18 protein-coding genes are annotated in these 17,776 nt (G+C 75.6%); 7 read left to right on the forward strand and 11 right to left on the reverse strand.

Translation table 11 applies throughout. The features are described 5' to 3' along the window. Positions 1 to 42: 42 nt before the first annotated feature. A complete protein-coding gene (locus MTO91_RS12400) occupies positions 43 to 324 on the forward strand; it encodes a helix-turn-helix domain-containing protein (RefSeq protein ID WP_476654867.1) in 282 nt (93 codons plus the stop codon). A gap of 89 nt (positions 325 to 413) precedes the next feature. Here the strand turns inward: MTO91_RS12400 and MTO91_RS12405 are convergent, their stop codons facing one another. Together MTO91_RS12405 and MTO91_RS12410 are read right to left on the reverse strand one after the other, a co-directional pair. Further along, positions 414 to 1,409 carry an LLM class flavin-dependent oxidoreductase gene (locus MTO91_RS12405; protein ID WP_178374929.1) on the reverse strand — a complete coding sequence of 332 codons (996 nt, stop codon included), beginning with the start codon at positions 1,407 to 1,409 and terminating at the stop codon, positions 414 to 416. 167 nt (positions 1,410 to 1,576) lie between these two features. After that, entirely contained in the window at positions 1,577 to 2,068 is a 492-nt protein-coding gene (locus MTO91_RS12410; RefSeq protein WP_405417401.1) for a MarR family winged helix-turn-helix transcriptional regulator, read from the reverse strand. A gap of 71 nt (positions 2,069 to 2,139) precedes the next feature. Between MTO91_RS12410 and MTO91_RS12415 the strand changes: the two genes are divergently transcribed. Continuing rightward, the gene (locus MTO91_RS12415) at positions 2,140 to 2,583 is read left to right on the forward strand and encodes a Rid family hydrolase (protein ID WP_208818580.1); all 444 of its coding nucleotides are present in this window, start codon (positions 2,140 to 2,142) and stop codon (positions 2,581 to 2,583) included. 7 nt (positions 2,584 to 2,590) lie between these two features. On the opposite strand, the gene MTO91_RS12420 is transcribed toward MTO91_RS12415, so the two are convergent. Then, positions 2,591 to 3,073 (reverse strand): CGNR zinc finger domain-containing protein, encoded by a 483-nt coding sequence (locus MTO91_RS12420; protein ID WP_405417397.1) that lies wholly within the window; start codon positions 3,071 to 3,073, stop codon positions 2,591 to 2,593. A gap of 96 nt (positions 3,074 to 3,169) precedes the next feature. Between MTO91_RS12420 and MTO91_RS12425 the strand changes: the two genes are divergently transcribed. Then, positions 3,170 to 4,036, forward strand: a complete 867-nt coding sequence (locus MTO91_RS12425) for an alpha/beta fold hydrolase (RefSeq protein ID WP_476654573.1) — start codon at positions 3,170 to 3,172, stop codon at positions 4,034 to 4,036. Positions 4,037 to 4,063: 27 nt separating this feature from the next. Here MTO91_RS12425 and MTO91_RS12430 read toward each other — a convergent pair whose 3' ends face one another. Beyond that, positions 4,064 to 4,699 carry a TetR/AcrR family transcriptional regulator gene (locus tag MTO91_RS12430; protein WP_405417393.1) on the reverse strand — a complete coding sequence of 212 codons (636 nt, stop codon included), beginning with the start codon at positions 4,697 to 4,699 and terminating at the stop codon, positions 4,064 to 4,066. Positions 4,700 to 4,827: 128 nt separating this feature from the next. On the opposite strand from MTO91_RS12430, the gene MTO91_RS12435 reads away from it, so the two are divergent. Further along, positions 4,828 to 5,445: a hypothetical protein gene (locus MTO91_RS12435; protein WP_476654574.1), complete on the forward strand. Its 618-nt coding sequence runs from the start codon at positions 4,828 to 4,830 to the stop codon at positions 5,443 to 5,445. 44 nt (positions 5,446 to 5,489) lie between these two features. On the opposite strand, the gene MTO91_RS12440 is transcribed toward MTO91_RS12435, so the two are convergent. Next, complete coding sequence (locus MTO91_RS12440) at positions 5,490 to 7,046, reverse strand: FAD-dependent oxidoreductase (protein WP_476654575.1); 1,557 nt, start codon at positions 7,044 to 7,046, stop codon at positions 5,490 to 5,492. Between the two features lie 324 nt (positions 7,047 to 7,370). Between MTO91_RS12440 and MTO91_RS12445 the strand changes: the two genes are divergently transcribed. After that, complete coding sequence (locus MTO91_RS12445) at positions 7,371 to 9,278, forward strand: S9 family peptidase (protein WP_476654576.1); 1,908 nt, start codon at positions 7,371 to 7,373, stop codon at positions 9,276 to 9,278. A gap of 91 nt (positions 9,279 to 9,369) precedes the next feature. Beyond that, complete coding sequence (locus tag MTO91_RS12450) at positions 9,370 to 9,726, forward strand: VOC family protein (RefSeq protein ID WP_346107252.1); 357 nt, start codon at positions 9,370 to 9,372, stop codon at positions 9,724 to 9,726. A 9-nt stretch (positions 9,727 to 9,735) separates the two neighbouring features. Here MTO91_RS12450 and MTO91_RS12455 read toward each other — a convergent pair whose 3' ends face one another. The 3 genes from MTO91_RS12455 to MTO91_RS12465 all read right to left on the reverse strand — a co-directional run bounded on the left by MTO91_RS12455 (position 9,736) and on the right by MTO91_RS12465 (position 13,904). Beyond that, positions 9,736 to 11,862, reverse strand: a complete 2,127-nt coding sequence (locus MTO91_RS12455) for a DEAD/DEAH box helicase (protein WP_346107250.1) — start codon at positions 11,860 to 11,862, stop codon at positions 9,736 to 9,738. Between the two features lie 314 nt (positions 11,863 to 12,176). Next, positions 12,177 to 13,172: an amidohydrolase family protein gene (locus MTO91_RS12460; protein ID WP_476654577.1), complete on the reverse strand. Its 996-nt coding sequence runs from the start codon at positions 13,170 to 13,172 to the stop codon at positions 12,177 to 12,179. A gap of 72 nt (positions 13,173 to 13,244) precedes the next feature. Next, positions 13,245 to 13,904, reverse strand: a complete 660-nt coding sequence (locus MTO91_RS12465) for an HAD family hydrolase (protein ID WP_346107247.1) — start codon at positions 13,902 to 13,904, stop codon at positions 13,245 to 13,247. Positions 13,905 to 14,034: 130 nt separating this feature from the next. Between MTO91_RS12465 and MTO91_RS12470 the strand changes: the two genes are divergently transcribed. Beyond that, positions 14,035 to 14,532 carry a bifunctional nuclease domain-containing protein gene (locus MTO91_RS12470; RefSeq protein WP_251782884.1) on the forward strand — a complete coding sequence of 166 codons (498 nt, stop codon included), beginning with the start codon at positions 14,035 to 14,037 and terminating at the stop codon, positions 14,530 to 14,532. A gap of 16 nt (positions 14,533 to 14,548) precedes the next feature. Here the strand turns inward: MTO91_RS12470 and MTO91_RS12475 are convergent, their stop codons facing one another. The 3 genes from MTO91_RS12475 to MTO91_RS12485 are packed head-to-tail and all read right to left on the reverse strand — an operon-like array spanning position 14,549 to position 17,729. Beyond that, complete coding sequence (locus tag MTO91_RS12475) at positions 14,549 to 15,391, reverse strand: glycosyltransferase family 2 protein (RefSeq protein ID WP_476654578.1); 843 nt, start codon at positions 15,389 to 15,391, stop codon at positions 14,549 to 14,551. Continuing rightward, the gene (locus MTO91_RS12480) at positions 15,388 to 16,674 is read right to left on the reverse strand and encodes a PIG-L family deacetylase (RefSeq protein ID WP_476654580.1); all 1,287 of its coding nucleotides are present in this window, start codon (positions 16,672 to 16,674) and stop codon (positions 15,388 to 15,390) included. Before MTO91_RS12480 ends, MTO91_RS12475 begins: the two co-directional genes overlap by 4 nt. Further along, entirely contained in the window at positions 16,674 to 17,729 is a 1,056-nt protein-coding gene (locus MTO91_RS12485; RefSeq protein WP_476654582.1) for an acyl-CoA dehydrogenase family protein, read from the reverse strand. Before MTO91_RS12485 ends, MTO91_RS12480 begins: the two co-directional genes overlap by 1 nt. Positions 17,730 to 17,776: the final 47 nt, after the last annotated feature.

Here is a 17,776-nt window from a genome sequence, read left to right on the forward strand (position 1 = left end):
ATCATCGCAGCGAGGTGCATCAGGGTGTCGGTCGTGAACGCGATGCTGCGGTGGGTGGCGTCGTTCTCCGGGCCGCCGGAACCCCCGTCCGGGTCGGACGGGCCGGGGGCCGGACTCGCCGCCCAGGAGCTCCGGGTCGCCCAGCCGGCCGCCGAGGGGCTCACCGACCGGGAGATCGCGGCCCGGGTGCTGATGAACCACCGCACGGTCGGACACCACCCGGGCAGCGTCCACCCCTGGCTCGGCGTCACCTCCCGTGCCGAGCTCGCGCGGATCGACATGGCGGGCGACCTGAGGTTGCGCACCACCGGGGGCGGGGAGTGACCCGGTCCGCCGGCCGGTGACCGATCGCGACGCGTCGTCGGAATGGAGGCCCGCCGGCGGTGCGTGCACCCGCGCCGCCGCCGGCGTCGTCAGCTCGCGTTCTGGACCTTCGTCGCCAGCAGCTCCCAGCTGCGCCACCAGCTCTCCCGGCGCGGCGCCGGGCCGGTGACGATCAGCTCGTCGGCGTCGGCGCGGGCGGCGAACTCCTCCAGGTACGCGGTGACGGTCTCCGGAGTCCCGACCGCGGTGTAGCGGGTCATCGACCGGATCTGCCCGCCCGAGGCGCTGTCGAGGACGGCGTCGGCCTCGGCGTCGGTGAGCGAGGCCCCGCGACGGCCGGTGAACAGCCGGACCCGGGACCGCTGCACCTCACGCTGGATCTGCTGTGCCTCGTCGTCGGAGTCGGCGGCGATGACGTTCACCCCGGCCAGGACGTGCGGGGCGGACAGCTGCTCCGACGGCCGGAACTCCCGGCGGTAGAGCGCCACGGCCTGCTCCAGGGCGTCCGGCGCGAAGTGCGAGGCGAAGCCGTAGGGCAGCCCCAGCGCGGCTGCGACCTGGGCGCCGTAGAGCGAGGACCCCAGGATCGTCAGCGGAACCCCGGTGCCGCGGCCCGGGTGGGCCTCGACGCCCGGGACCAGGCTGGTGGTCCCGAGGAACGCCTGCAGCTCCTGTACGTCCTGCGGGAAGGTCTCCGACGCGCGCGGGTCCCGCCGCAGCGCCGCGACGGTCGCCTGGTCGGTGCCGGGCGCGCGGCCGAGCCCCAGCTCGATGCGGCCGGGGTGGAGTTCGGCGAGGGTGCCGAACTGCTCGGCGATCTGCAGCGGCGAGTGGTTCGGCAGCATCACGCCGCCGGAGCCGAGCGTGATGCGCTCGGTGTGCGCGGCGACGTGGGCGATGAGCACGCTCGTCGCCGCCGACGCGATCGAGCCCATGTTGTGGTGCTCGGCGTACCAGATCCGGCGGAACCCCCACTCCTCGGCGCGTTGCGCCAGCAGGGTGCTGGCCTCCAGGCCCTGGGCGACGGTCTCACCCCGGGCGACGGTGGCCAGGTCCAGGATCGACAACGGCAGTGGTAGCGGCATGACAGCACCTCACGGATCGACATGGTGACCTCTCCGTCAACGAACCGGAGGCGCATCCTCTTCCGCTCCGCGGGATCCGGATCGGAAACGTGGTGGGACGGCGGGCCGCCACGTGCCGGCCCGGATGCCGGGGGAACGCCCGACCGGTGCCCTCCCGTCGCGCCGGCTCAGGACGGCGGGAGGTCCTGCACCCCCAGCGCGACGGCGATCCGCCCCAGCGCCGCCCGGTCCGCCGCGTCGAGCCGGTCGAGGACGAGGGCACGCACCGCGCGCAGATGGGTCGGCGCCGCGGCGTGCACGACGTCGAACCCGGCGTCGGTGAGGGCGGCGAGGGTGTAGCGGCCGTCGTCGGGGTCGGGGGAGCGGTGCATCCAGCCGCGGCCCTCCAGTCGTTTGACCACGTTGGACAGCCGGGACAGCGAGCCGTTCGTCAGGAAGGCGAGCTCGCTCATCCGCAGGCTGCGCCCCGGAGCCTCGGACAGGTGGCTGAGCGTCAGGTACTCGAACAGCGTCAGGCCGTGCGCCTGCTGCAGCGGTGCCTCCAGCCGGCCGGGCAGCAGCATGATCAGCGAGACCAGGCCCGTCCACGCGGCCTTCTCCCCGCTGTCGAGCCACGTCGTCCCGTCACCGCCGGCCTCCGGTGTCGCCCGGTCCGTCATCGCCCGTCGCTCCCGTCCGTGGGTGTCGGAGCGTACTTTACAGGTGAAGCCATGACTTGTAGATTGAATTCATGGATGAAGTCATCGAGCGCGAGACCGCCACCTTCCACGTCACGCCGGGCTACGGTGTGACCGCCCGCGACCTGCTCGGATACAGCCAGGCGGTCCGGATCGGCAACCGGGTGGAGACCTCGGGCCAGGGTGGCTGGGACGACGACCTGGTCGTCGCCGAGGACCTGGAGCAGGAGATCGTGCGGGCGTTCGACAACGTCGGGCGCACGCTCGCCGAGGCCGGCGCGACCTGGGCCGACGTCGTGCACGTGAACTCGTACCACAAGGTCGCGCCCGGGTCCGACGCCATCGGCGACGAGCACAACCGGATCATGGTCCGGGAGTTCCGCAGCCGGCTCGGCGGGCGGGCCCCGGTCTGGACCCAGACCGGCGTCACCGTGCTCGGGCTCGCCACCATGCGGGTCGAGATCCGGGTGACCGCCCTGGTGGAGGGGTCCGGCTGAGGGTGCCTCAGCGGGTCCGTTCGTAGTGCCGGCGAGCCTTGGCGCGGTTCCCGCAGACCGCCATCGAGCACCACCGGGCGCGGTTCGCGCGGCTGCGGTCGAGCAGGAACAGCCGGCACGCGTCGTTAGCGCAGGGGCGCAGCCGTCCGGGCAGCTCCTCCTCGACGGCGGCCCAGGCCAGGACGGCCTCGACGGCGAGCCGGGCGTGCGGCGGGGAGACGGTCCGCCAGGTCAGCCGCCCGTCGGTAAACTCCGGCGTCCGGTGCACGCCGTCGAGGAGCGGGGCCAGCGCGACGCCCGGGTCGGGGCCGCCCCGGGCGACCCGGGTCAGGGCGTCCCGCGCGTCGCGCAGGACCGTCAGCTCCTCTCGCCCGCCGTCGCCGCCGTGCTCCCGCGCCCAGCGGCGCGCGGAGGCGGGGTCGCGGAGGACGTCGCGCTCCACACCGTCGACCAGGGGTCTGCTGTTGAGCAGGTCCAGCAGCAGGTCCACGTCGTCTCCTAACCGCATCGAGTCCTTTGACAGGTTACACGCGGGCGTGCTTCCGTGAGGAGGACTAACCAGATCAATCGCGTGAAGGAGTTAGTCATGCCGCTCGTCCACCACTGGACCGCGACCGTCGACGGACACGAGATCTTCTACCGGGAGGCCGGCCCCGCCGACGCACCCACGATCGTCCTGCTGCACGGCTACCCGACCAGCTCGTCGATGTTCCGGCACCTGATCCCGCTGCTGGCCGGCGACCACCACGTGATCGCGCCGGACCACCTCGGCTTCGGGTACTCCGCGGCTCCGCCCGCGGCGGAGTTCGACTACACCTTCGACGCGCTCGCCGGCATCACCGACGGGCTGCTCGAGCTGCTGGGTGTCGACCGCTACGCCCTCTACGTCCAGGACTACGGCGCACCGATCGGCTGGCGGCTCGCGCTCGCCCACCCGGAGCGGATCACCGCGATCGTCACCCAGAACGGCAACGGCTACGAGGACGGCTTCGTCGAGTCGTTCTGGACCGACGTCTGGGCCTACGGCGACGCGCCCGGCCCGCGGACCGAGCCCGCCGTCCGCGCCGCCCTCGACCTCGACGCCATCCGGTGGCAGTACCTGCACGGCGTGCCCGACCCGGGAACGGTGGACCCGGACACCTGGCACCACGACCACGCGCTCGTCTCCCGGGAGGGCAACGACGCGGTCCAGCTCGCACTGTTCCGCGACTACCGCACCAACCGCCCGCTCTACCCGCGCCTGCACGGGTTCCTGCGCAGCAGCGGGGTCCCGGTGCTGGCGGTGTGGGGGCGCAACGACGAGATCTTCGGACCGGACGGGGCGCGGGCGTTCGCCCGCGACGCCCGGGACGTCGAGGTGCACCTGGTGGACGGCGGACACTTCCTGCTCGAGAGCCATCTCGACGTCGTCGCCGGCCACCTGCAGCGCTTCCTGGAGCGGGTCCCGGCGTGACGCACGTGCCCGGGGCGGGGCGTGTGATCAGGACCGGCCGTCGCCCCGGGTCCCGCCGCCCGGGTCGCCCAGGACGGCGTCCACGGCCAGGTACAGCGTCTCGGTCTCGGTCCGCAGGATCGGGTCCGCGGCGGGCAGCGCCCGTTCCATGCCGAGCCCGTCGACCACGGTCATGAGGAACCGGGCCCGCCGGGCGTTGTCGCCCGGGGCGAGCGCTCCCTCGTCGACCAGGGTCGTCAGCCAGTACTCGACCCGGCGCCGCACCTCGCGCTCGATGGCGAGGTAGGCCGTCCGGAGCTCCTCGGCCGGCTCGGGCACGACGAAGGTGTCGACCGCGGTCCGCAGCGCCCGGCGCGCCTGCTCCCCGACCCCGGTCCGGTGCAGCACCTCTCGCAGGCAGGCGGCGAGGCGGTCCCGGGCCGGCACCGCGGTGTCATGGATGGCGTCGTCGGGGGCGACGAGGTCGTAGACACGGGTCAGGACCTCGTCCTGCAGTGCCCGCTGGGTCGGGAAGTGGTGGCGCAGCGAGCCGGTGCTGACCCCGGCCCGCGCGGCGACCGCGCGCACGCTCAGCCGGGTCCCCGGGTCCTGGCCGAACAGCTCCATCGCGGCCAGGAGCACCCGGTCCCGGCTGCCGAGCCTCCGACGCTGCGTCTCGTCCACCCCTGGCAGCGTACTAGTACACCGTGTTAGCGTGTCGTCGAACGGACCAATACAGTGTGTTGGTCAGGGCACGGGTTCGGGGGGACCGGATGCTGACCGAGTGGCGACGACACCGCGCCGTCCGACGCGTGAGACCGGGCGACGGCAGTCCGCTGAAGCGTTTCCGCTGGTGGCAGCTGTTCCTGGGGCGTGCCCTGCTGCACCTGGACCTGAACGGCGCCGACGGGCGGCCGGTGCGGTACTCCGTCGACGTGCGCCACCAGGGCAGCGGGGAGACCGGGCAGGTCGTCGCGCAGGTGTATCGCGACGGGCGGCACCACGCGTCGTCGCGGGTACCGGCCGTCGTCCCGGTCGAGGGCGGCGCCATCGAGGTCGCGACGAGCGCGTTCGGGGTGAAGCGCTGCCGGTACGTCACCGCCGCCGGTGCGGTCCGGCAGCTCGTCCCGGACCCGCGCTCGGCGGAGGGCCGCCGGGCCCGCCTGGAGCGCGAGCACCCCTCGCTCAGCCGCGTGCTCGGCGTCGTCTCGGTGGTGGCGCTGGTCGTCGGCGTCGGGCTGAACCTGCTGCAGCTGCTGGAGCCGCTCAGCCGGATCCCGCCGGTCGCGGCGGCGGTCGGGGTGTTCGAGTCGCCGGTCCACCTGCCGATCTGGCTCAACATCGCGCTCGGTGTCGCGGCCGCCCTGGCCAGCACCGAACGCGCGCTGCGGCTGCGCTACCACTGGCTGCTCGACGGCGTCGGCAACTGAGCCGGGCGTGCCCCGGCGGTCCGCCCGCCGGGGCACGCACCCGGTCAGGCGGCCGGCCCCCCGAACCAGCGGCGGTCCGCCCGCCGCAGCGCCGCGGGATCGGACCGGTCCCCGCCGACCCGGGCCACGGCGCCGTCGGGACGCAGGGGCACGGTGCCGGTGCCGAGGTCGTCGCGCAGCGGGCCGGTGACGCGGCGTATCCGGTCCGCCCAGCCGTGTGCCACGGCGCCCGGCGCGGGGTCGGCCCCCGGGGTGAACAGCACACCCGAGCCGGTGGCAGTGAGCTCGCCGAGCCGGGTGCCGTCGGCGAGGCGGAACCCCGGCGCGACCCGGCCGGCCATCGGGTGTGCGTCGCCGAGGTCGAGGCGCAGGCCCGCGCCGGACGTCCGCAGGTAGACGTAGCCCGCGCCGTCGCGGGTGGTGAGCAGGTCGCGCACCACCGACTGGAGGGCGGCGGCCTGCGGGCCGGGCCGCATGAGCGCCACCTGGGCGCGGGACCAGTCGAGCACGGCGGCCGCGACCGGGTGCCGTTCGTCGTCGTAGGTGTCGAGCAGGCCGTCCGGGGCGGTGCCCCGCGCCGTGGCGGCCAGCTTCCAGCCGAGGTTCAGCGCGTCGGCCACGCCGGAGTTGAGGCCCTGCCCGCGCAGTGGGGAGTGGATGTGCGCGGCGTCGCCGGCGAGCAGCACCCGTCCCCGCCGGTAGGTCGTCGCCTGCATGGCGCGGTCGGTGAAGCTGGAGGCGTTCCACACCTCGAGCAGGGTCACGTCGGTGCCCGACACCCGGCGCAGGACCTCCTGGAGGTGCTCGGGCGTCGGCGGCCGCGAGCGGTCGAAGGCACCACCGTCGAAGTCCATGATCCCGAGGTGGCCGTCGGTGGGCATCCGCAGGTACATGCCCTGCGGGGTCAGGTTGAAGCCGCGGTCGAGCTTGTCGAGGTCGTCGACCCTGGCGTGCAGCACGTAGCCGGTGAACTGCGGCTCGGTGCCGACGAAGTCGAACCCGGCGAGCCGCCGGACGGCGCTGCGGCCGCCGTCGCAGCCGACCACCCAGCGGGCGGGGAACGTGCCGGTGCGGCTGTGCACGACCACCCCGTCGTCGTCCTGGTCGAGGCCGGTGACCGGGGTGTCACGCAGGATCCGGACCCCGAGCCCGTCCGCGCGCCGGGCCAGCATCCCCTCGACGTCGGCGAGGTGGATCATCAGCCGGTCCGTGGCCGGGGTGGGCAGCCGGGGAGGGAGCGTGGTCTCGTCGAGCTCGACCCCGCCCAGCATGATCCCGGCGAAGTGCCCGGCCCGCGGCGGCGGCAGCACCCCGTCCGCGGCCCCGGCCCCGGGATCGGTGGGGTCGCCGGCCGCGGGCTCCGGGCCGAAACCGGCCGGGGTCGGACCGACCGCCTCCCGCAGCGCGGGCAGCAGCCCCCGTCGGTGGAAGGCCTCCACCGAGGCCGCGGTCAGCCCGCGCATCCCGAGCGGCGCGGTCCGCCAGGGGTTCTCCCCGCCGGGCTCGCGTTCGAGCACCGTCACCGAGCAGCCCGCGAGACCCAGCTCGCAGGCGAGCAGCAGACCGACCGGGCCCGCTCCCACGATCACCACGTCGTCCACACCGATCGCCTTCTTCCGTCGTCGAGGTCGTGACCCGACACTGCGCCCGGCCGCTGGCGCGGGGCACGCACGCGGCACGCACGGCCCTGGCACGGTGGTGCCCGTCGAGTCGAACCGGGTCCGGTGCCTGCAGCCCCCGGTGTGGTCGGCGAGCTGCGTCCCGTCGCCCTCGTGGCCGCCGGCTCGCGCCGGAGAGCCCGGAGACCGCCGCGTGACGCGCCGGTGGGTGACCCGGATCACGATCACTGGAGTGTGCCGCGACGGCCGACGGTGCCATGGGCCCCAGGCACCGGGGACGGTCCCCGGCTCCGTGAGGAGGCACCGATGACCCAGGCACCGACGACCCGCACCCGCATCACCCTCGAGGACTTCTTCGCCGACCCGGAGTTCGCCGGGCCCTCGCTGTCGCCGGACGGGACGCGCATCGCCTACCTGGCGTCGCACCGCGGACGGCGCAACCTCTGGGTCCGGGCCGTCGAGGAGACCCACGCCGACGCCGTCGCGGTCACCCACGACACCCGCCGCGGGATCTCCCGCTACCACTGGACCGGCGACCCGCGCTGGATGCTCTACGAGCAGGACACCGACGGCAACGAGGACTGGCACCTGTACCGGGTCGACCTCGACGCCCCCGGGGAGCCCGCCGTCGACCTCACGCCGATGGCGCCGGGCTCGCGGGTGTTCGGGGTCGAGCCGTCCCACGAGCGGCCCGGCACCGTGCTGGTCTGGATGAACCCCGACCCGATGTCGATCGACATGTTCCGGGTCGACCTCGCGACCGGCGAGGCCACGCTGGAGCTGGCCCAGCCCGGGCTGCGCGAGACCTGGCTGACCGACCGCGAGGGGCGCCCGGCGTTCCACTCGGTCATGACCGCGGCCGGGGACTACGAGATCTCCGCGGTCGACCCCGACGGCGGGCGACGGCTGCTGCACACCGTCGGCGGCCCGGAGCACCCGGTCGGCGTGTACCCGCAGATGGTCACCCCCGACGGCACCGGTCTGCTCCTGGGCCTCCACCAGGACTCCGACGACCTGCGGCTGGTCCGGATCGACCGGGCGACCGGCGAGCAGACCGTGGTGTCCGCGGTCGAGGGGAGGAGCCTGGACACGATGGGGATGCTCGGCCCCGGCCTGCCGCAGACGCTGCTCACCGACCGCGCGACCGGCGAGGTCGTCGCCGCCCGGTACGTGGGGGAGCGGCCGCACCTGGAGATCCTCGACCCGGAGTTCGCACCGGTGTTCGAGGCCCTGTCCGCGCTGTCCGACGGCGTGCTGGAGTCGGTCTCCTCCGACGAGTCCGGGCGGCTCTGGATCGCCGGCTGGACCCACGACCGCGAGCCGGGCGTGTACCGGCTCTACGACCGTGCCACGGGGGAGAGCCGGGAGCTGTTCCGCGGCCAACCGCACCTCGACCCGGCCGACCTCGCACCGATGGACGCGGTGTCGTTCACCGCCCGCGACGGCCTCCCGCTGCACGGCTTCCTGACCCTGCCCGTCGGCACGACCCGGCAGGACACCGAGCGCCTGCCCCTGGTCCTGGTCGTGCACGGCGGGCCGTGGGCGCACGACACCTGGGGCTACGACCCCGAGGTCCAGTTCCTGGCGAACCGCGGGTACGCCGTGCTGCAGGTCAACTTCCGGGGCTCCACCGGCTACGGCCGCCGCCACCTCACCGCCGCGATCGGCGAGCTCGCGGGCGCGATGCACGACGACCTGATCGACGCCTGCGACTGGGCCGTCGGGCAGGGCTGGGCCGACCCGGACCGGATCGGCATCTACGGCGGCTCCTACGGCGGGTACGCCGCGCTGGTCGGCGTGACCGTCACCCCGGACCGCTTCGCCGCCGCCGTCGACTACGTCGGCATCTCCGACCTGGCCAACTTCATGCGGACCCTGCCCGAGTTCGTCCGGCCGTACCAGGTCAACGCCTGGTACCGCTACGCGGGCGACCCGGACGTGCCGGAGCAGGCGGCCGACCTCGCGGCCCGCTCGCCGATCACGATGGTCGACCGGATCCGCACGCCGCTGCTGGTCGCTCAGGGTGCCAACGACGCCCGGGTCGTGCAGGCCGAGTCGGACAACATCGTGGCCTCGCTGCGCGAGCGCGGGGTGCCGGTGGAGTACCTGCTGGCCACCGACGAGGGGCACGGCTTCGTCAACCCGGAGAACCGGATCCGGCTGTTCCGGGCGATGGAGCGCCACTTCGCCGAGCACCTCGGCGGCTCCGCCTGAGCCCGTCGTTTCGCCGCCCCGCCCCGGGGTAGCCGTCCGGGGACAGGGTGTCGTGCGACACGTCGGCGCACGCCGGCGGAACGGAGTGGACATGGCGAAGCAGGTGGCAGCGGTCTGGGTGCCGGTGACCGACATGACGCGGGCGACCGCGTTCTACCGGGACGTCCTCGGCCTGGCCGTGACGATGGAGAGCGACGACTGGACCGAGCTCGACGCCGGCGGTCTCACCATCGGGCTCAACGGCCGGGAGACCGCGGAGACCGCCGACCACGGCGGTGCCGTGATCAGCTTCCACCCGGAGACGTCCATCGAGGAGGCCCTCGACGACCTGAAGCGGCGCGGCGGCCACGTCCAGGGCGACATCAGCGAGCACTCCTGGGGCCGGATCTTCCCGTTCCGCGACACCGAGGGCAACGACCTGCAGTTCTACACGCCGCCCGCGAGCTGACCCGGCCGCTCACGCCGCCAGGTCGGCCTCCAGGGCCTCGGTGAGCAGCGCGACCAGGGCCTCGCGCTGCACGTCGGCCGACGACCCGGACACGTCGTCGGCGCCGTCGAGCGCCGCCGCCGCGAGGCCGGCCTTGGAGTCGATCAGGTCGGCGATCCGGGCGTCGATCGTCTGGGCGGCGAGGATCCGCCACGCGGTCACCGGTTCGGACTGTCCGATCCGGTGGCTGCGGTCGATCGCCTGGGTCTGCTCGGCCGCGGTCCAGGACAGCTCCGCGAGCACGATGTTCGAGGCGACCTGCAGGTTCAGCCCGACCCCCGCCGCGGTCAGCGAGCACACCGCCACCGCGACGCCCGGGTCGTTCACGAACGCGTCGATGTTGCGCTGGCGCACCGACGGCGTCTGGTCGCCGCGGATCGAGGAGTACCGCACGCCCTGCTTGGCGAAGGTCTGCTCGGCGGCGTCCATGACGTCGACGTGCTTGGCGAAGAACACGACCTTGCCCGCGCTGCGCGCGATCTGCACCGCGTAGTCCGCCGCCAGCCCGGCCTTGGCCCGGCCGAGGCGGCGCATCATCGTGAACACGTTGTCCCCGGAGCCCGCCTCCGCGGCGTCCTTCTGTTCCCAGCCCGCGACGTCGCGGACCAGGCCGTGGTCGATGCCCTCGACCGTCGGGCCGGACCGGCGGGCGGCGAGCGCGGCGGTGTAGCGGGCGACCATCCGCCGGGCCAGCGCCTTCTCCGCGGCCCGGATGGACCGGCCGGTCGGGCCGTCGATCTCGACGGGCAGGTCCGCGATGCGCCGGGCCGGGATGTCCGCGGCGACGTCGATCTTGCGACGGCGTACGATGCCCATGTCGACGACGCACTGGCGCGCGGCGCGCTCGAACAGCCCGTCGGCCGGGGTCATCCCGGTCGCGGTGAGCCTGTCGAGCAGCTCGGCGCGGGGCTTCGTCGCGTCGATCCAGCCGAGGAACTGCCAGATGGCCAGGAAGTCCTCGACGTCGTTGATCAGCGGGGTGCCGGTCAGCGCCATCAGCAGCGGCCGCGGGATGAACGACCGGATCTTCTCGGCGATGTCCAGGACGTGCTTGGACCGCTGGGAGGTGCGGTTCTTGATGAAGTGCGCCTCGTCGACGACCATCCCGCGGAACCCGAAGTCGCCCAGCCAGCCGATGTGCCGGTCGAGCACCTCGTAGTTGACGACGACGATGTCGGCGAAGCCGTCGACGGAGTCGCCGTTGCCCTGGATCGCGGTCGCGGCCCGGCGCGGCGCCCACAGCGCGGCCTCGCGCACCCAGTTGGTCTTCACCACGTTCGGCACGACGACCAGCAGCGGGTAGGCGTTCGCGGCCTCGGCCGCGCGCAGTGCCTGCGCGGTCTTGCCCAGGCCGGGCTCGTCGGCGAGCAGGAAGGTGCGGTGGCCGTTCTCCGCGGCGGCGACGAGCTCCGCCTGGTGCGGCATCAGCTCCCGGCCGCCCGGGACCGGGCGGGTCGAGGGCTCGGGCAGCTCCATGCACGCCGGTGCGCCGGCCCCGGCGCGCTCGAAGGAGCGCAGCAGCGGGCCGAGCAGCTCCCAGCCGGTCAGCGGCGTCGGGCGCGGGCCGCTCGGCGGCGCGGCGGAGAAGTCGGGCGCGAGGAACGGGTTCGCCATCTGCCGGGCCACCACGGACTGCGGCACGACCTGCGGCTTCGCCGGGACCAGCGGGACCTCGACGGGCTCCGGTTCCGGCTCGGGCTCGTCGACCTCGATCCCGGCCGAGCGCAGCATCTCCCGCTTGAGCGCGCGCGCCGAGTCGGAGACGACGGCGTCGTCGGCGAGCAGGGCCAGCAGGCCCGCGTCGCGGACCGCGTCCATCGCCAGTGCCTTCGCGATCTCGTCGAGCCGCTGCAGGGTCTCGGCCCGCTTCGCGTCGTCGTGCCGGTCGCGGACCCGGGCCCGTTCGTCACGCAGCAGCAGCGCCACCGTCTGGAACTTGGTGCGGGTGGCCGGGGTGACCCGGCCGGTCCGCAGGGCGGTCCGCACCTCGCGTGCGGCCCCGGTCAGCACCGACATCACGTCGTTGCCGCGCGGGCGGCGACGTCGCTGGGGGGTGCCCTGGCGAGCCCCGGTCCGGGGCCGGCCTCCTCGCGCCACGTACTGCTCCTGTCGACGTCCTGCGGCGCCGGTCCGTGGCCGCGTCCCCGGGGGGCCGCGGCCGGACGTGCTCGACGTGACGAAGGGCCGGATGGCCCCTCCGCACCACGAACCGGCCGGTGGGGGATCGCAGTCACGGAGGTCGGCGGTCCGGCTGCGGGAAGCGCCACAGGCCGTCGACGGTGTCCGGGACCCGCCGTACGACCCGGCCGTGGAACACCCGGGACGGTCGGCAGATCTGATCCGGTTCCCACCCTACCTCGGGCGGGCCCGTACGGCGCGTGACACACCGGTGGCGGACGACACCACCCCCGCTACCGGTCCGGGCCGACCGGTCCCTCGATGCGGAACAGCCGACGCGCGTTGCCCTCGGTGAACAGGTCGCGGTCGGCGGCGGCGAACCCGTCGAGGAACCCCGCGACCTCCGCCCGCGACGGGTGCTGGAAGGGGTGGTCGGTGGAGAACAGCAGCCGGTCGGGTGTCGTCACCGCCAGCGCGTGCCGCAGGTGCGCAGGGTCGAGCATCCCCGAGCAGGTGAGCACGATGTTCTCGCGCACGTACTCGGGTACCGAGTGCTCCAGCCCGGCGACCCGGGCGACGCCGTTCGCGCGGTCGGCCCAGTAGGGCAGCAGCTCGCCCCAGTGTCCGAGTACGACGGTCAGGCCGGGGTGCCGGTCGAAGGTGCCGCGGGCGATCAGGCGCAGCACCGCGACGGCGGCCTCCACGTGCCAGCCCCACCCGAACGTCGCGAGCGCCAGGTCGGTGGTGTCGCCGAACCCGGAGTAGGACGCGTCGCGCACGGCGGGCGGCGGGACCTGCGGGTGCACGAACACCGGCAGCGCGCGTGCCGCGGCGACGGCGAACAGGTCGTCGAGGCGGGGGTCGTCGAGCAGGATGTCGCCGCTGCGGCCGTAGACCATCGCCCCGACCAGGCCCAGGTCGGCGGCGTGTTCCAGCTCGGCCGCGACCGCCGACGGGTGCGCGGTGGGCAGGGTCGCCATCGCACGCAGGCGCCGCGGGTGGTCGGCGACGGCCGCGGCGGCGGTGTCGTTGAGCTCGCGGCACAGCGCGACCGCGTCCGCCGGGTCCAGCGGTCCGGTCGACGGCGGGACGACCGAGAGCACCTGCAGGTCGACGCCCTGGGCGTCCATCGCGGCGAGCCGACCCGCGCCGAGGTCGTGCAGCTGCGCGAGGTGGTCGCCGATGTCGTTGAGGGCCGTGCTCGGGTCCCGGCGGTGCGGTGGCAGGGCGGCCAGTGCCGCGTCCAGCGCGGGGGAGGTCCAGTGCTCCTCGACGGCGATGATCGACATGCGGTGCTCCTGTCCGGCCCGTCGCGGGACGCGACCACGACCCGCGCCGATGCTGCCAGCCCGGTGCCGGGGTCAGCCGCGCAGGATCCGCGGGATCGCCTGCCGCACCGCGGCGAGGTCGGTGAGGACCTCGACGGCGCCGGCCGCGGTCAGCTCGTCGACACCCGCTCCGCCGGTGCGCACCGCGTAGGCGGGGTGCCCGGCGGCAGCGGCGGCGCGCACGTCCCACTCGGAGTCGCCCAGGACGAACGCGGTCGACCCGGCGACCCGGCGCACCGCCGCCTTGACCAGATCCGGGTCGGGCTTGGTGCGGCGCGCGTCGGACCGGGTGAGGCAGGCGTCGGCGAGGGTGCGTCCGTCGAACAGGTCCAGATAGGCCTCGACGTGCTCGGGATCGCCCGAGCTGGCCAGCACCACCTTCATCCCGAACCCGTCGCGCAGGTCGACGAGCAGGTCCGCCGCCTCGGGCAGGGCGACGACCTCGCCGAGCAGCGGGTCGAACTCCTCCTTCCAGGCGGCGCGGGCGTCGTCGCCGTGGGTGTCCTCGAACCCCTGACCGGCGACGGCGGGGACCAGCTGGTCCCCGCCCATCCCGACCGCACGGTGCAGCCGCCACAGCGGCACCGTGACGCCGAACCGGCGCAGGGCGCGGGACCAGGCGATGGTGTGGTGGTAGTTGGTGTCGACGAGCGTGCCGTCGACGTCGATCACCGCGGTGTCGGGGGTCGTCATCCGCGCGGGGTACCCACGCGCCCGGCGTCCACGCGGCGCCGGCCGGTGAGGTCGGACTCCGCGCGCCGCGCGGGTGTGGTCCGGCGCCCGGCGGGTACCCCGTGCGACACCGAGGACGGGATGTGCGCAGATGCCGCAGGTACGGGTGAAGGCCGTCGGCACCGACGCGGCCACGACCGACCGGGTCGTCCTGCTGGAGGAGACGTCCGGGGCGGGGCGGATCGTCGTCGTCGCGGTGGGGGAGGCCGAGGCGCTGGCCGCGGCGGCCGCGCTGGAGGGGGTGCAGAGCGCCCGCCCCGGTACCCACCGCCTGATCGGCGCCGTGCTGCGCGCCGCGGGCCGCCGCCTGGTCCGGGTCCGCGTGCACACCCTGCGCGACGCGGTGTTCCACGCCGAGCTCGACCTCGACGACGGCACCCGCGTCGACTCGCGCACCAGCGACGCGGTGGTCCTGGCGCTGCTGCTCGGCGCCGACATCGTCGTCGCCGACGCGGTGCTGACCGTGGCCGGGGTCGACCCGTCGACGGTCGTGGTCGAGGGGCTGGGCAGCGGCTCCGGCGAGCTGGAGGCGTTCCGCCGGTTCCTCGACACCGCCACGCCCGACGACTTCGACGGGCCCCCGCGCTGACCCCCGGCGGCCACGCTCAGGCGACCGGCCTGCCCGCCCCGCCCGCGCCGGCACCCGTCCCGGCCTGCGGGAGGGCCGGCGCACCGGCGTCGCGCAGCAGGTCGGCGAGCCCGCCACGGGCCCGGCCGCGGGTGCGGGCGCTGGTCCGCACCGTCGCGGGCGCACCCGCGACGACCCGGTAGCCGCCGGCCCGCAGCCGGGCGACGAGCCCGTGGTCCTCGCCGCAGGCCAGCGGCGGGAACCCGCCGACCGCGGCCCACGCGTCGGCGCGCACGCCGAGGTTCGCGCCATACACCGGGTGGTCGGGCGGCGCGGGCTCGCCGGGCGGGCGCGGCAGCCCGGGCACGTCGAGCACCACCCCACCGGCGACGGCGTCGGCGCCGGCCGCGGCCAGCGCCAGGTGTGCGGCGACCCAGCCGGGGGCCACGGTGCCGTCGGCGTCGGTGCCGAGCAGCCAGGTCGTCGCCGGGGCGGCGCCGTCGGCGGCGAGCAGCGCGGCCAGGGTGACGGCGGCGAGCTCGCGGACCGCGCCGATCGTGACCGGCCCGGCGACCTCGTGCGGCCGCGGCGCGGACCGGCAGCCGGGCAGCGGGGCCACCCCGGCGGTGGGTTCGAGCACCGTCACCCGCACCCGGTCCGCGGCCGGGTGCGTCGCGGCGGCGGCCCGGGCGAGCGCGGCGGTGGCGTCGGAGCAGCGGTCGGCGACCACGCACAGCGCCCGCGCGGTGAGCCCGGGCGTGTGGTCGAGGGCGGTCAGCACGGACCGGACGCAGGCGGTGATGGTGCCCGCCTCGTCGTGGGCGGGGACGAGCACGCCCGCGGCGGAGGGTGCGGTCCCCGACCGCGCGGTCCGGTTCACCGGCGCCGGACCACGTGCAGGAGGAACTGCTCGTCGGTGTGCTCGACGAGGGTGTCGAAGCGGTCGTCGGCCAGCACCCGCGCGTGCACGGTGGCGGCGTCGGCGGGCGCCTCGGCGGGCCACTGCCGCCAGTGCACCAGCACCAGGTCGCCGCCCGGCACCAGCGCGCCCGCGATGCGGTCGAGCACGGCGCCCACCCGCGCGGCGGGCAGGTAGTAGAGGAACTCGGCGAGGACGACGAGGTCGACGCCGCCGGGGATCGCCCGGTCGTCGTCGACGTCGGCCGCCAGGACCTCGACGCCCGGGGTCCCGCCGAGGGCGTCGGTGGTGGCGGCGACGGCCTCGTCGACCACGTCGGAGGCCACCACCCGGTCGCAGCGCGCCGCCAGGTCACGGGTCAGCTCGCCGAGCCCGCAGGCAGGTTCGGCGGCCAGCGCGTAGCGCTCCCGCGGCAGGCAGGCCAGCAGCACGTCGCGCTTGCGCCGCTCGTAGAACGACGTGCGCACGGCCCAGGGGTCGGCGCCGTCGCGGTAGAGCCCGGCGAACAGCTCCGGCGGCGCCCCCGAGGGCGGCGGCTCCCGGAAGTAGACCTCGTGACCGCCGTGGAAGTGGGCGAGCGTCGCCGGGGACAGGACCGCGCGGGTCCCGCCGGGCGGCACGGCGGACTGCGAGGCGTGCGCGGCGATCGCGCGGCGCTTGGCGTCCCGGTCGTCGGCGGACAGCGTCAGCCGATGGGCGCGGTCCCACGGCACGCCGGGATCGGTCGGCGCGATCCGGGTGCGGGCCCAGATCGGGAACCCGAAACCGTGCGCGGTCACCGGGGCCGCCGCCGGGCAGGCCCGGCCGACCGCGGCGTGGTCGGGGTGCGGGTCGCCCCGCCACGGGCTCGCCCACGCGTCGGCGCCGGCGAGCAGCCCGGTCAGCGGACCGACGAGCTGGTCCTCGCGCAGCGCCGAGTCGGGCAGCCCGAGCCGGTGCACCGTCGCGGGCACGCCCAGTTCGGCCAGCGCCGCGTCGAGCTCGGCGCGGCGGGTGCGGGCCAGCCCGGCCCGGTCGATCGTCCCGACCTCGGGCAGGGCGGCCTCACCGTCGCTGGCCAGGACGATCTCGACGGTGCCGCCCGCGGCGACGACCCCGCGCATGAGCCCGGCCGCGCCGAGGGTCTCGTCGTCGGGGTGGGCGCACACCACGACCAGGCGGCCGAACGACGACGGGTCGAGACCGCGCCGGGCGAGGCTCGCGGCCGCGTCCTCCCAGGCGTCCGGGGACTGCACGGGCTCCATCAGGTCGCCGGGGTGACCAGGGCGCGCCCGAGGGCGGCGAGGTCGCGTCCGCCGTGGTGCTGGCGCAGGTAGATCTGCAGGTCCGCGAGGCGTGCGGTGAGCAGCGGCGACCCGGCCAGCACGGCGACCCCGGCGATCTCCGGGGCGGCGTCGAGCACGCTCCGGCACGCCCGCTCCACCGCGGCCCGCACGGTGGCCACCGCGTCGTGGTGGGCGGTGGCGGGGTCGGCGTCGATCCGGGCCGCGGTGACGGCGAGCAGGGCGTCCGCGGCGGCGACGGCGGCGTGCACCGCCCCGAGCGCGGCCAGCCGGTGCGGGTCCGGGTCGGCCGTGCGCAGCGGCGCCGCGACGTGGTCGACGATCGCGGCGGCCGCGCCCAGCCACACCGCGGCGACCCCGGCGCCGCCGTGGGCGAACCCGGGGCGGTCGGTGTAGGCGTCCGGTCCGCCGACCACGGCCTCGGCCGGCAGGGGCACGTCGTGCAGGACGACGTCGTGGGTGTCGCTGGCGGCCATCCCGGCGGCCCGCCAGGCCGTCACCCGTTCTACCTGCGGGGCACGCAGGTCCAGGTCCACGAGCCGGGTGCCGGCCCCTGACCCGGCGACGACGAGTGCCCGGTCGAGCAGGTGGGTGCCCGAGCAGAACCGCACGGTGCCCGACAGACGGAGCCCGTCGTGGCCGCCGTCGAGCCGGGCCCCGCCGCCGGACCGCGACGCCCAGACCCCGTAGCCGGCGCCCGGGACGGGGGAGCGGTGGTGGTCGGCGAGGATCGCGACGGCGTCGGCGTGTCCCTCGGCCAGCCGCGCGACCGGCAGGTCGCGTCGTGCGATCCGGGCCAGCCGCGCCCACCGGGTCGCGGTCGCCCCGGAACCGGGCAGCGGGAGGTCGAGCCCACCGGCGGCGACGGCGGCGGCGAGCGTGGCCCCGGCCCCGCCCGGGAACGGCTCGGCAGGGCCTGCGGGTGCGGGCACCGGGTCCAGGACGCCGGTGGCGGGCCCGGATCGGCCATCCCGGTGGTCGGCGCCGGGGACGTCGGGTCGGTGGTCGAGGCTCACGGGCTGCCGTATGTCCGGTCCCGGCGGGTCCAAACCCGACCGCGGGG

This window comes from Pseudonocardia sp. 2-7, from assembly GCF_056341085.1.